13 protein-coding genes are annotated in these 13,173 nt (G+C 69.6%); 4 read left to right on the plus strand and 9 right to left on the minus strand.

The features are described from left to right. Nucleotides 1-65 precede the first annotated feature (65 nt). The gene (locus tag L2Z93_RS18290) at nucleotides 66-1,760 is read left to right on the plus strand and encodes an aldehyde dehydrogenase family protein (protein ID WP_090588837.1); all 1,695 of its coding nucleotides are present in this window, start codon (nucleotides 66-68) and stop codon (nucleotides 1,758-1,760) included. A gap of 1 nt (nucleotide 1,761) precedes the next feature. Here L2Z93_RS18290 and L2Z93_RS18295 read toward each other — a convergent pair whose 3' ends face one another. The 5 genes from L2Z93_RS18295 to L2Z93_RS18315 form a co-directional block, all read right to left on the minus strand. Next, on the minus strand, nucleotides 1,762-2,241 hold the full coding sequence (locus L2Z93_RS18295) for a TIGR04338 family metallohydrolase (protein WP_090588838.1): 480 nt from the start codon (nucleotides 2,239-2,241) through the stop codon (nucleotides 1,762-1,764). Then, nucleotides 2,238-2,987, minus strand: coding sequence for a DUF2786 domain-containing protein (locus L2Z93_RS18300; RefSeq protein ID WP_090588839.1), 750 nt, complete (start codon nucleotides 2,985-2,987; stop codon nucleotides 2,238-2,240). The genes L2Z93_RS18295 and L2Z93_RS18300 overlap by 4 nt, the downstream gene beginning before the upstream one ends. Before the next feature lie 75 nt (nucleotides 2,988-3,062). Then, complete coding sequence (locus tag L2Z93_RS18305; RefSeq protein ID WP_090588840.1) at nucleotides 3,063-3,902, minus strand: alpha/beta hydrolase; 840 nt, start codon at nucleotides 3,900-3,902, stop codon at nucleotides 3,063-3,065. Between the two features lie 21 nt (nucleotides 3,903-3,923). Further along, nucleotides 3,924-4,892 carry an L-lactate dehydrogenase gene (locus L2Z93_RS18310; protein WP_090588841.1) on the minus strand — a complete coding sequence of 323 codons (969 nt, stop codon included), beginning with the start codon at nucleotides 4,890-4,892 and terminating at the stop codon, nucleotides 3,924-3,926. Nucleotides 4,893-4,982: 90 nt separating this feature from the next. Then, nucleotides 4,983-5,765 (minus strand): SDR family NAD(P)-dependent oxidoreductase, encoded by a 783-nt coding sequence (locus L2Z93_RS18315; protein WP_090588842.1) that lies wholly within the window; start codon nucleotides 5,763-5,765, stop codon nucleotides 4,983-4,985. Nucleotides 5,766-6,017: 252 nt separating this feature from the next. Between L2Z93_RS18315 and L2Z93_RS18320 the strand changes: the two genes are divergently transcribed. Next, nucleotides 6,018-7,079, plus strand: a complete 1,062-nt coding sequence (locus L2Z93_RS18320) for a phosphodiester glycosidase family protein (RefSeq protein WP_090588843.1) — start codon at nucleotides 6,018-6,020, stop codon at nucleotides 7,077-7,079. Between the two features lie 76 nt (nucleotides 7,080-7,155). Here the strand turns inward: L2Z93_RS18320 and L2Z93_RS18325 are convergent, their stop codons facing one another. From L2Z93_RS18325 to L2Z93_RS18335, 3 genes are read right to left on the minus strand one after another with little or no spacing between them, the layout of a single operon-like run. Next, nucleotides 7,156-7,833 carry a DUF5642 family protein gene (locus tag L2Z93_RS18325; RefSeq protein WP_128111909.1) on the minus strand — a complete coding sequence of 226 codons (678 nt, stop codon included), beginning with the start codon at nucleotides 7,831-7,833 and terminating at the stop codon, nucleotides 7,156-7,158. Nucleotides 7,834-7,846: 13 nt separating this feature from the next. Next, complete coding sequence (locus L2Z93_RS18330) at nucleotides 7,847-8,290, minus strand: SRPBCC family protein (RefSeq protein ID WP_090588845.1); 444 nt, start codon at nucleotides 8,288-8,290, stop codon at nucleotides 7,847-7,849. 29 nt (nucleotides 8,291-8,319) lie between these two features. Further along, nucleotides 8,320-8,955: a TetR/AcrR family transcriptional regulator gene (locus L2Z93_RS18335; RefSeq protein ID WP_090588846.1), complete on the minus strand. Its 636-nt coding sequence runs from the start codon at nucleotides 8,953-8,955 to the stop codon at nucleotides 8,320-8,322. A gap of 207 nt (nucleotides 8,956-9,162) precedes the next feature. Between L2Z93_RS18335 and L2Z93_RS18340 the strand changes: the two genes are divergently transcribed. After that, nucleotides 9,163-10,695 (plus strand): Re/Si-specific NAD(P)(+) transhydrogenase subunit alpha, encoded by a 1,533-nt coding sequence (locus L2Z93_RS18340; protein ID WP_090588847.1) that lies wholly within the window; start codon nucleotides 9,163-9,165, stop codon nucleotides 10,693-10,695. A gap of 36 nt (nucleotides 10,696-10,731) precedes the next feature. Next, on the plus strand, nucleotides 10,732-12,213 hold the full coding sequence (gene pntB / locus L2Z93_RS18345) for a Re/Si-specific NAD(P)(+) transhydrogenase subunit beta (RefSeq protein WP_090588848.1): 1,482 nt from the start codon (nucleotides 10,732-10,734) through the stop codon (nucleotides 12,211-12,213). Here pntB and L2Z93_RS18350 read toward each other — a convergent pair. After that, nucleotides 12,210-13,124 carry an alpha/beta fold hydrolase gene (locus L2Z93_RS18350; RefSeq protein ID WP_090588849.1) on the minus strand — a complete coding sequence of 305 codons (915 nt, stop codon included), beginning with the start codon at nucleotides 13,122-13,124 and terminating at the stop codon, nucleotides 12,210-12,212. The two genes, pntB and L2Z93_RS18350, sit on opposite strands and share 4 nt — an antisense overlap. Nucleotides 13,125-13,173: the final 49 nt, after the last annotated feature.

A 13,173-nucleotide genomic window follows, 5' to 3' on the forward strand; every position in this document is an offset into this window, starting at 1 on the left:
GGCCGGTGACGTACGGTAAGGCCAACGTGGCGTCATGGGGGCGCCGCCCGCGCGAAGGAGCGGCGATGTCGGACACGGCCGCAGTCGACCAGGCCCTTGAAGATCTCGCCATCGGCGAGAAGACGTGGGCGGCGACACCGCTGAGCCGTCGTCGCGAGCTGCTCGACGAGGTCCGGGACCTGACCGTCGCGCACGCCGCCGAGTGGGTCGAGGCCGCCGCCGGGATCAAGGGTCTGCCCGCGGACTCCCCGCTGCGAGGCGAGGAATGGCTCTCCGGCCCGTACGCGGTGGCGACCAACACCGCCGCGCTGGCCGCGACCTTGGCCAAGCTGGAAGCCGGCGAGAGCCCGCTGGCCGGCGTGGAGTTCGGCGTGGCGCCCGGGGACCGCACCAGCGTCAAGGTCTTCCCGCTGGATGTCTTCGACAAGCTGCTGATGTCCGGGTTCAGCGCCGAGGTGTGGTTGCGGCCCGGCGTCACCCCCGCCGAGGCGGTCCGCGAAGCTGGTCTGGCGCAGCGCGATCCCAGCCACACCAAGGGGATCAGCGCGGTGCTCGGCGCGGGAAATATCTCCTCCATCGCGCCGCTGGACACCCTCTACGAGCTGTTCGCACACAACCGCGTGGTGGTCCTGAAGGTCAATCCGGTGACCGACGCCATGCTCCCGGTGTGGACCAAGGTGCTGGCGCCGTTCATCGGCCTCGGCGTGGTCCGGATCCTCTCCGGCGGCGCGGAGACCGGTCAGTACCTCGTGTCGCACCGCCTGGTTGACCACGTCCACATGACCGGCAGCTCGCTGACCCACGACGCGATCGTCTACGGCGTCGGGGCCGACGGCGCCGCGCGCAAGGCCGCCGATGAGCCGATCCTGGACAAGCCGGTGACCAGCGAGCTCGGCGGGGTGTCCCCCACCATCGTGCTGCCCGGCAAGTGGAGTGCGGCCGACATCGAGTTCCAGGCCCAGCACGTGGCGACCCAGCGGCTGCACAACAACGGCTACAACTGCATCGCCGCGCAGGTCGTGGTGCTGCCCGCGCGGTGGGCCCAGCGTGACCAGTTCGTCGACGCGCTGCGCGCCGCGATCGACGCGGCGCCGTTCCGCAGCGCCTACTACCCGGGTTCTGACGCCCGGGTCGCCTCGGCCACCCAGAGCTACCCCGACGCGCAGCGACTGGGCCAGGGCGGCGCGCGGGTGCTCGTCGTCAACCCCGACGACCACGCCGCGCTGCGGACCACCGAGTACTTCGGGCCGGTGCTGGGTGTGATCGAACTCGACTGCCCCGACGCCGATTTCGCCGCCGAGGCCACCCGGGTGGTGAACGACGACTTCGTCGGCACCCTGGGCGCGAACATCATCGCCGAGCCGGCCACCATCAAGTCGATGGGCGCCTCTTTCGACGATTTCATCGCGGGCCTGCGCTACGGCACGGTCGCGGTGAACGCCTGGACCGCCGTCGGCTATCTCACCGCGACGGCCACCTGGGGCGCGTTCCCCGGGCACACCCGCAACGACGTGCAGAGCGGAATCGGCGTGGTGCACAACGCTTTCTTGCTGGACAATACCGAGCGCACGGTGGTCCGCGGGCCGTTCCGTCCGTCGCCGCGCTCGGTGGTTGGCGGCGAGATGTCCATCGCCCCGAAGCCGCCGTGGTTCGTCAACAACAAAACCGCGGCCACCACCGGACGGCTGTTGGTCCGTTTCGCCGGCCATCCCTCGTGGCTGAAACTGCCGAAGATCTTCGCCTCCGCGCTGCGCGGCTGATTCAGCGCGCGCCTTCCTTGGCGTAGACCACCCGCAGCACATGACCGGCCTCCGGGCCCATCACCGCGGCGGCCAACTCGCAGAAGGTGCCGGTGAACTCCGGCCCGTGGGCCGGCGCCGCTGAGCTGAGGTGGTGCGCGATCTCGTGCAGCACCACCAATTCCCGCAGCGCCCAACGACTCTGACGCTCCGGCACTGCGATGGTCGAACTGGTCGGCTCGTAGTGCGCGGCGGTGACACCGCGGCGGGCCCGCACCCGCACGGACGGCGCCGGCCATCGGTGGCCGACCAGCTCCAGCACCCGGTCCACGTAGTCCTGCACAGCTTCGACGGAGGAGAACTTCGCCTCCGGCGGCAAGGTGATCTGCTCGCCGAAGAAATCGATTGGGCCTAAACCAGTTTCGGCCGCGCGGTCGAATATCGTGCGGACGAAAGTCTCGGCCGCGTAAACCTTCGAGCGCTGGATGTCGCGGAGGCTCACGGCCGCAAGCGTCTGCGGGAGCCGGGCAGTTCCGGGCTGGCCCCCAGCCGGGCCTGTCGGCCGGCACGATCACCGGCCCGGCGCGCCGCCGAGGAGTAACCGGCGTCGGCGCGGGCGGCCCGCCAGGTCCCGCGGGCCTTGGAGGAGCTCCGGTAGTGCTCGACCAGCTCGATTTCCTTGTTGCGCAACGCCAATGCGGTTCCGGGCGCGTTCGCGCGGTTGGCGACCGATTCCGCACGGGCCTCCTCGCGGGCTTGGGCCAGCCGCTGTCCGATCCGGCCACCGAAGGCCAGCTGAAAGTTCAGCCGCGCGGTGATGGTCGGCGTCGGCCGGTGCGCCCCGGTGGCCAGGTACGCGTCGCACGCCCGCACCATCTGCACCACCAGGCTGGCGTACAGCGCGTGCACGGCGTCGAGGTCCTCGGCGAATCCGTAGGCGTACACGTAGGTGGAGTTGGACGCCACATCGCAGCGCACATCGTTGGCGGCCGCGATCACCGCGAACAGCTGCACATAGGTGCGCAGGCCGCGGGTTCCCGGTTCTCCGATGGTGACGGTGCGTTGCGTCGGGGTTTGCGCCGCTTCCCGTTTGGCGGCATGTGACCGGGCCACCGCCAGGTCGATCGCGGTCGCGGTGGCCAGCCGTTGCGCGGCCGCCATGAACGCCTCGGCCTCGTGCGGATTGTCGGTCCCCTCGGCCTGTCTCAACAGCGCGGCGATCCGCGCGAGCATCTTGTCTTCAGCCATGGGCGCAGATTAGGACGGCGTCACCGACCCGGCACTTCAGCGGAGCCCCACCCTGTGCATAGATACACACGGGCCTCAAATCCGCGCCTCGATCCAGGACACCACGTCGCCGAGCACCACCTTCTGCTCGGGCTCGTTGAACACCTCGTGGTAGAGGCCCGGGTAGACCAGCAGCTGCACATCGTCGGAGCCGACGGCCTTGACCAGCCGCTCGCTCCCGCGGTAGGGAACCAGCGTGTCGTCGCTTCCGTGCACCACCAGCAGCGGCCGGTCGATCGCGTGGGCGTGGGTCGGCATGCTCTCGCCGACCCGGATCAGCTCGCCGGCGATGCCGGCCGGCACCTTGCCGTGCCAGACCAGCGGGTCCTCCTGATAGGCCGTCACCACCTTCGGGTCGCGGGACACCGCGTTCGAGTCCAGGGTCTGCACCGGCGCCCCCGGCGCGATCCGGCTCAGTCCCTTGGCGACGGCGAGCAGCACCGGCGACACCCCGTCGTGCGCGGCCACCGCGGGGCCGGACAGCACCATCAGGTCGTAGTCCTCGGGCCGCTCCCAGCCGTAGGTGAAGACGATCGCGCCGCCCATGCTGTGGCCGAGCACGATCTTGGGCACCCCGGGGTGTTCGCGCCCGGCGATGCCTACCAGGGTGGCGAAGTCGGTGCTGTACTCGCTCATCCGGCGCAGCAGCACCCGCTTGCCGCCGGAGCGGCCGTGCCCGCGGTGATCCAACGCGTAGGTGACCAACCCGGCGTCACCGAACCGCCGCGCGACGTGGTGATAGCGGCCGGCGTGCTCGCCGAGACCGTGCGACAGCACGACCACGCCGCGCACCTCGCCCTCGGGTGTCCAGGTGTCGTACACGATGCGGGTGCCGTCCACCCCGTCGAAGCTGCGCTCGGCGCCGGTCGTGGCCATGCGCCCCATCGTAACGGTCTGTTACTCCTGCGGGTCGGGCGCGTTGACCGACGCCCAGGTGTCCCGCAGGGTCTGCGCGGAGCTCTGCAGCCCGAGCAGTTCGGGCACCGCAAGCGGAATCTCGAAGACCCGGCCGGCGCCGGCGGCGGTGACCAGGGTCGGCAGCGACAGGCAGACGTCGGAGATCTGGAAGGCCCCGGTCTGCAGGGTCGACACCGGCATCACCGCGTGCTGATCGCGCAGCACCGCCTCGACGATCCGGGCCGAGGACAGCCCGATGGCCAGGTTCGTCGCGCCCTTGCCGTTGATGATCTCGTAGGCGGCGTTGACGACGTCGGAGGACAACTGCGCCCGCGCCTGCTCGTCGAACACCAGGCGGCCGTCGCGGCGGAACTCGTCGGCGCGCACCCCGCCGATGGACACCGCCGACCACAGTGGGATCTCGGAGTCGCCGTGTTCCCCGACGATCAGGCCGTGCACGTTGGCGACGTTGAGACCGGCCCGCTCGGCGATCAGGTAGCGGAACCGGCTGGAGTCGAGCACGGTGCCGGAGCCGAAGATCCGTCCCGGCGCGACGTCGACGGATTGGATGGCCGCATAGGTCACCACGTCGACCGGGTTGGTGACGTAGACGATGACGGCATTCGGCGAGCGCTCCAGCAACTGCGGGGTCAGGGTGCGGGCCATCGCGACATTGGAGGCCGCCAGGTCGAGCCGGGTCTGGCCCGGTTTCTGCTTGGCCCCGGCGGTGACCACGATGATGGCCGAGTCGGCGGTGACGTCGAGGTCGTCGGACCCGGTGACCCGGCAGTGCGGCACGAACTGGCTGCCGTGGTTGAGGTCGAGCACCTCGGCCCGCACCTTCGCCGCGGCCAGGTCATAGAGCGCGATGGCCCCGGCCGAGCCACGGATCAGGCAGGCGTAGGCGATGGCGGTTCCGACGCTGCCGGCGCCGACGATGGACAGTTTGGTGTTGCGCTCGGTGGTCACCGGATCATCATTGCGCCGATCCCCGGCCGCCGCAGCAAGAACCGCGCGCCGGCCGGGGCCGTTGGCGCGCGGTTCATGCGGCGTTGGCGCTCAGTTGGACTTCGGGGGCATCCGGATGCCGCCGTCGACACGCACCACTTCGGCGTTCATGTAGGAGTTGGTGATCAGCTCGACGACCATCGAGGCCAGCTCGTCGGGCTTGCCGAGCCGGTGCGGGAACAGCACCGACTTGCCCAGGTTGGCCTTGAACTGCTCGGCGAACTCGCCCTCGCCGTAGATCGGGGTGTCGATCAGTCCGGGGGCGATGGTGTTGACCCGGACGCCGATGGCGGACAGGTCGCGGGCGGCCGGCAGGGTCATGCCGACGACGCCGCCCTTGGACGACGAGTAGGCGACCTGGCCGATCTGGCCGTCGAAGGCCGCGACGCTGGCCATATTGACGATCGCGCCGCGCTCGCCGGATTCCAGCGGCTCGTTGCGGCCCATCGCGGTGGCGGCCAGTCGGATGCAGTCGAAGGTGCCGACCAGGTTGATGTTGATGACCTTCTTGTACAGCTCCAGGTCGTGGGCGGAGGCGAACTCGCCGTCCTTGCCGACGGTGCGCTGGGCCCAGCCGACGCCGGCGGAGTTCACCAGGGCGCGCAGCGGTCCGAGCTCGGTCGCCTTATTGACTGCTTCGATGATCTGCTCGGTGTTGGTGACGTCGACCTTGACGAACGCGCCACCGATCTCCTCGGCGAGCTTGCCGCCGGCTTCCTCCTGCAGGTCGGCGACGACGACGATGGCGCCCTTAGCGGCCAGCTGGCGGGCCGCGGCGGCGCCGATGCCCGACGCGCCGCCGGTGACGATTGCACTTGCTCCGGTGATATCCATGCCGCCACCTTAAACTCCCGGCCAACCAGTTGGCCGCTTAGTCGCAAACGAAGGCCTGCGGAAGTTTCGTCCGCGCGCCCGCAGGCTAAGCCCGTCGGCGCGGCGCGCAGCCGGTTCGCCCGAACCGGAACCCGGCCGCCACCCATCCGTCATTTACCTGTGACCAAAGTTGACAGTGTGACCCATGGGGTTTCACAGTGAACTGCCGAGTTGGATCCGCCGAAAGGGCGACGAGTGGGGACAGCTGCGAAAATGCTCCGGCGGGCCGCCACCGGCGCCGCTGCGCTGATGCTGTGCGCCGTCTCGGCGACGACGGTCGGCATCCCGGGCGCCGCAGCCGCCGGCCGTGATCTGCTGGCCGGCGCGATCGCCAACACCAAGGGCAGCTACCTGGTCTACAACTTCGGCAGCGGCTTCCCTGCGCCGATGCTCAACGCGGCCGGCAATTGGTACGAGCTCAACAACGGCGGCCGCCTGATGATCGTCAAGAACGCGTCGGCGCGGTTGACTCCCCGGCTGCTCGTGGACAGCCATTCCGGCCAGCAGGCCCGCTGCGAGCGCGATCCGCGGGCCCGCACCTCCGAGGGGCTGGTGCAGGCGTCGGAGACCTACCCGCCGGTGGCCGCCTGGTACGCGCTGGGCCAGCCGACCATCGCGATCAACGCCAACTTCTTCGACGTGCGCGGACAGAAGGGCGGCTCGTGGAAATCCACCGGCTGCTCGTCCCCGCTGGGCGCCTGGGTGGACAACACCCGCGGCATGGGCCGGGCCAACGCCGCGGTCACCGGGAACATCGCCTACGGCGGCAAACAGGGACTCTCCGGCGGCAACGAGGTCTGGACCGCCCTGACCACGATGATCCTGCCGGTCGGGGGCGCCCCCTACGTCATCGCGCCGAAGGGCCCGCAGGACTACGACGCCGCCGGGCCGACCATCAACAGCCTGGTGAACCAGAACAGCCGATTCGTCGCGGTCGCCGGCATCGGGCTGCTCGCGCCGGGCGACACCGGCCAGCTCAACGACGGCGGACCGTCGGCGGCCCGCACCGCGATCGGCTACAACCGGGCCAGCGACCAGTTCTACGTATTCCAGGGCGGCTCCTACACCCCCGACCAGATCCAGGACCTGTACCGGGCGATGGGCAGCGACACCGCGATTCTGCTCGACGGCGGCGGGTCGTCGGCGATTGTGCTGCGCCGCGACACCGGCGGCATGTGGTCCGGCGCGGGTGTGCCGAAGGGGTCGTGCGACACCCAGGCGGTGCTGTGCGATTCCCGCGAGCGCGCGCTGCCCAGCTGGCTCGGGTTCGCCTGAGTCCCGCTGGGTCGCAAGCAATGCCCGGAGCTTGCGGAGGGTTTTGCGCAGCGGGCCCAGCGCAAAAACAATGCGCTTAAGCGCGCAACTTCTCCACAGCTTTGACCAGCATGTCCCCCAGCAGCTTGGGGTCCTTCTCGCCCTGCACCATCACCGAGGTGCGGTCGCTGAGCACCGCGACCATGGTGTAGGACTCACGCTGGGCCGCCATACCGGACTGCTGGCCGTCGACCACCGATTTGACCGCGAGGGTGGTGACGTCGGGAATCTGCGGGGCGTCGATGGCCGTCGCGACGCCGGTCATCACGCCCGGCGCGTCCATGGTGACCTTGGCGCAACTGGCGTCGACCACCGGATCGGGGTTGGGCACCGACAGCCGGGAGGCCATCACCACGATGGTGGCGGGCTTCACCGAGCGGGATCCGCCGGTGGCCGATCCCTCGGTCAGCCGGAACGGGGTGGACAGCGAGCGGCAATGCGGCGGGTCGAAGCTGATCTGGATCGAGTCGTACATTCCGGCGATCTGATCGGCTTCCTCGCGGGTCAGCACCGCCACCGGCATGCTCTTGACGTCGTAGCCCTCCGGGAAGATGTCGGCGGCGTCAGAGAGCCGGCCGACGTCGTATCCGCCGTCGGGCTCGGCGCCGAATGCGGTGTCGGCGGCCGCGGTGGTCTCCTCGGGCTCGTCCACCGGCGAGCCGCAGCCGGCGAGTAGGGCGCCGACGGCCAGCGCCGCGGCGATTCTCACTCCCATACGCGCGCCCATCTCAGCCGGCCGACAGCTGCTCCGCGCGGTTCTTCAGCGCGTCGGCGAGGTGGTCCAGCACGTCGTTGGCCAGCTTCTTGACCATCATGGACGGCACCCCGGGCAGCGAGGTCTCCACATCCAGGTCGACGGTCAGCAGCGCGGTCGGGCCCATGGCTACCACCGAGAACAGCTGCTCCTGCTTGGAGAACAGCTCGCCCTGCTGCATGACGGTCTGGATCTGGTTCTCGCCCGGGTAGTACACGGCCTGGATGAACACGCCCTCGAATCCCTGCGCCTTCATATCGAGCCGCAGCTGGCTGGGCCGGCCGTCGTTGTAGCGGTGCAGCACCCAGGCGCCGGTGACCTCTTCGTTCCACTGCGGGTACGCCTCGAAGTCCGCGACGATGGACATGATCAGCGCGGCGTCGGCGGCGACTTCCACGGTCTTGCTCACAATGGGCATCGGCCGATCCTAATGCGGCGGGCTGAGCGTCACGCGCCTGCCGCGTCGCCCAGCGGCGACCCGGTGCGGATGGACTCGTCGCGGATCAGGCCGCGCAGCACCGCGGTGCTGAACTCCTGCGCGATCTCGACGGCGCTGCGGCGTCCGCTGGGGCGCAGCCAGCGGTAGGCGCCCATGGTCATGCCGAGGTAGCCCAGCGCCACCACGTGCGAGTCACAGTCGAAGAACTCGCCGCTGGCGATGCCGCGGTCGATCAGCCCGTGCAGGTGCTCATAAACCTGGACTTCCTTGGCCCGAACCTCGTCGACCTGTTCGGGGGTGAGCCACTCCTGGATGTAGGGCTGTTCCTGGAAGTACACCGCGGCGCCCTCGGGGTTGGCGGCGATCTGGGTGAGCAACCGCACCGTGTACTGGTAGAGCCCTTCGCGCGCGGACCAGCTCGGGTCGACGTGCACGGCCGCCAGGGTGCTCTCGGCGGCCCGCTGGTAGATGTCGAACAGGATCAGCGATTTGCTGGCGTAATAGTGGTAGACGGTCGCCTTGTTCAGGCCGACGACGTCGGCGACGTCGTCCATCCGGGTGCCGTGGTAGCCGCGGGTGGCGAACAGTTTGGTCGCCACGGCCAACAGTTCCTCGCGGCGGCTGAGCCCATTATCGGACTGCATGCCCGGCCTCCCAGCGTCACGGTCCGACGACGGACCTCCCAATCAACTAGTCGGTTAGTCTAGCGTCATGACGGGACGCCGGGGCGCAGCCCGGTTAGGCCACGTCTTACCCGGCTCTTACACTGTTGCGTTGACACTCCTGCAGTGATCGCCTGCGGCCCGCGCCCGGCGACACCCTGACGGACCAACCAGATCGGACCGAAATCGATGCTCATCGGTATTCCGCACGAGTCTTCGCCTGGTGAGACCCGCGTCGCCGCGACGCCGCAAACCGTCTCCCAGCTGATCAAGATCGGCTACACCGTCGCGGTGGAGACCGGCGCCGGCGCCGCGTCCAGCTTCACCGACGAGGCCTACGTCGAGGCCGGCGCGGACATCGTGGCCCGCGAGCAGGCCCTCGGCGCCGAGGTGGTGCTGAAGGTCAACGCCCCCGACGCCGCCGAGATCGCCGCGTTCCGCGACGGCGCCACCGTGATCGGCCTGATCTCCCCCGGGCTCAAGCCGGAACTGGTCGAACAGCTGGCCACCCGCCCGATCACCGTGCTGGCCATGGACGCGGTGCCCCGGATCTCCCGGGCGCAGTCCATGGACGTGCTGAGCTCGATGGCCAACATCGCCGGCTACCGCGCCGTCGTGGAGTCCGCGCACGCCTTCGGCCGGTTCTTCACCGGCCAGGTCACCGCGGCCGGCAAGGTGCCCCCGGCCAAAGTGCTGGTGGTGGGCGCCGGCGTGGCCGGCCTGGCCGCCATCGGCGCCGCCGGCAGCCTGGGCGCGATCGTCCGCGCCACCGATCCCCGCCCCGAGGTCGCCGACCAGGTCCGCTCCCTGGGTGGTGAATACCTGTCCATCGAGGACGAGAACGCCGAGGTGTCGGCGACCGGCTACGCCAAGGAGATGGGCGACGACTACAAGGCACGCGAGGCGGCGCTGTACGCCGAGCAGTGCGAGGACGTCGACATCATCATCACCACCGCGCTGATCCCGGGGCGCCCGGCGCCGCGCATCATCACCGGCGAGATGGTGGCCTCGATGAAGGCCGGCAGCGTGATCGTCGACATGGCCGCGGCCAACGGCGGCAACGTCGAGGGCACCGTCAAGGACGAGGCGATCGTCACCGACAACGGCGTGACGATCATCGGCTACACCGACCTGGCCGGCCGACTGCCGGCCCAGGCTTCCCAGCTCTACGGCACCAACCTGGTGAACCTGCTCAAGCTGCTGACCCCGGAGAAGGACGGCCAGCTCGTGCTGGACTTCGACGACGTGGTGCAGCGCTCGGTCACCGTCGTGCGCGACGGCGACGTGACCTGGCCGCCGCCGCCGGTGCAGGTCTCGGCCGCCCCGGCTGCCGCCAAGGCCGCCCCGGTGGAGCCCGCCCCGGCCAAGGAGCCGATGACCACGGGCCGCCGGCTGGGCATCGCGTTCGGCGCGGCCGCGGTCATCTTCCTGCTGCTGGCGATCTCCCCGGCCGCACTGCAGATGCACCTGACGGTCTTCGCCCTCGCCATCGTGATCGGCTACTACGTCATCGGGAATGTGCACCACGCGCTGCACACCCCGCTGATGTCGGTGACCAACGCGATCTCCGGCATCATCGTCGTCGGCGCCCTGCTCCAGGTCGGCGACGCGAACCCCGCCATCGCGGCTCTGGCGACCATCGCCATCCTGTTGGCCAGCATCAATATCTTCGGCGGCTTCGCGGTGACGCGCCGCATGCTCGCGATGTTCTCCCGCAGCTAGCGCCGACCCGCTCCCCAACCTGATCGGAACGATTCAATGCTGGAAAACCTGAACCTGCTCGCCGCCGCGGCCGAGGGCGCGTCGTCGGACCACCTGAAGCTGATCGCCAACGCCGCCTACGTGGTGGCTGCGCTGCTGTTCGTGCTGTCCCTGGCGGGATTGAGCAAGCACGAGACCTCCCGCGCCGGCATCAGCTTCGGTATCGGCGGTATGGCCATCGCGTTGATCGCGACCATCACGCTGGCGTTCAACAACTCCCTGGAGCCCGTCGGCGTCGCGCTAATGTTCGGCGCCATGGCCATCGGCGCCGCGATCGGGCTGTGGAAGGCCAAGAAGGTCGAGATGACCGGCATGCCCGAGCTCATCGCGCTGCTGCACTCCTTCGTGGGTCTGGCCGCGGTGCTGGTCGGCTGGAACGGCTACCTGCACATCGAGGCGCACCCGGACGGCGCCGACGCCGTCGCGATGGCCGCCGACGGCATGCTCGGCATCCACTCGGCCGAGGTGGTCATCGGCGTGTTCATCGGCGCGGTGACCTTCACCGGTTCCATCGTGGCGAACCTCAAGCTGTCGGCGAAGATGAAGTCCGCGCCGATGATGCTGCCCGGCAAGAACCTCATCAATATCGGCACGCTGGTCGCCTTCATCGCGCTGACCGTGTGGTTCGTCATCGCCGACGACCCGACCCTGCAGCTGTGGCTGCTGGCCGCCGTCACCGTGCTGGCGCTGCTGCTCGGCTGGCACCTGGTCGCCTCCATCGGCGGCGGCGACATGCCCGTCGTGGTGTCGATGCTCAACAGCTACTCCGGTTGGGCCGCCGCGGCCGCCGGCTTCCTGCTCGGCAACGACCTGCTGATCATCACCGGCGCGCTGGTCGGCTCCTCCGGCGCCTACCTGTCCTACATCATGTGCAAGGCGATGAACCGGTCGTTCATCTCCGTCATCGCCGGCGGTTTCGGCATCGAAGCCGGCCCGGCCGAGGACAAGGACTACGGCGATCACCGCGAGATCAACGCCGAAGGGGCCGCCGACCTGCTGCGCGGCGCCGACTCGGTGATCATCACCCCCGGCTACGGCATGGCCGTGGCGCAGGCGCAGTACGGCGTCGCCGACCTGACCCGCAAGCTGCGCGAGCGTGGCGTCAACGTCCGGTTCGGCATCCACCCGGTGGCCGGCCGGCTGCCCGGCCACATGAACGTGCTGCTGGCCGAGGCGAAGGTGCCCTACGACATCGTGCTCGAGATGGACGAGATCAACGAGGACTTCGACGGCACCTCGGTGGTCCTGGTGATCGGCGCCAACGACACCGTCAACCCGGCCGCCGCCGAGGATCCGGGCTCACCGATCGCCGGCATGCCGGTGCTGACGGTGTGGGACGCCGACAACGTCATCGTGTTCAAGCGGTCGATGGCCTCCGGTTACGCCGGCGTGCAGAACCCGCTGTTCTTCCGGGAGAACACCCAGATGCTGTTCGGCGACGCCCGAGACCGGGTCAACGACATCCTGGCCTCGCTTTAACGTAGAAACGGCGTCACCGCGGCCAGGAACTCGTCGGGCTTCTCCACCATCGGGCTGTGCCCGGACCCGGCGATCACCGTCGGCGCCAAGCCCGCATCGGCGTACCGGCGGACGTTCGGCTCCGTCGGGGTGAGCACATCGTGCTCACCCCAGAGCACCAGCACCGGCCGGCCCAGACCGGCCAGCCGCTCGGCCACCGGCCGTGTCGCGTTCAGGTCGTCGATCACGGTCGAGTCGCAGACCCCGGTGTGGGTGAGCCGCTGCAGCGAGCGGTAGGCGAACTCCGGCACCGGGTAGTCGGGCGCGAACCCGGTCTGCAGCGAGCTCTTGTCGACGGCGTCGATGGCCCGGAACCGGTCCAGCGCCGGTCCGAGCAGCGGCCAGCAGACCGCTTCGCCCAACGCCGGCATGGACTTCAATCCCGCGTCGCCGTAGGTGTCGACGACCACCACCTTGTCGACCAACTCCGGGGCGGACTCGGCGACCGCGGTGGCCACCCCGCCACCCATCGAATGCCCAACCAGCGCCACGTGCTCGACGCCCAGGGCGCCCAGTGCCTCGATCACCGCGGCGGCCTGGCCGTCGGCGCCGTAGTCGGCCGCGTCACGGGGCGCCTCGGATCCGCCGTGGCCGACCAGGTCGATGGCGATCACCCGTCGTCCGGTGGCCACCGCCAGCCGGTCCGCGACCGGCTCCCACCACTGGATCGATGAGGCGTAGCCGTGCAGCAACACGATCGGCGGGCCTTCGCCACCGTAGCTGCGGATGTTGAGATCGGGGCCGTCGAGTGCCAGCACCTCTCCCCCGCCGAACGGCTCGGCCGCGCGCTCGGCACGGCCGACGAGGACGGCGTTGACCGCCAGCCCGGGCAGCAGCAGCACCACCACCGCGATCAACACCCGCATTCTCATGAGGCCAGACCCTACCGACGGCGCCACCCAATAGACACGTGTCATATCG

Source organism: Mycolicibacterium brumae, from assembly GCF_025215495.1.
In the GTDB taxonomy this organism is placed as follows: Bacteria; Actinomycetota; Actinomycetes; order Mycobacteriales; family Mycobacteriaceae; genus Mycobacterium; species Mycobacterium brumae.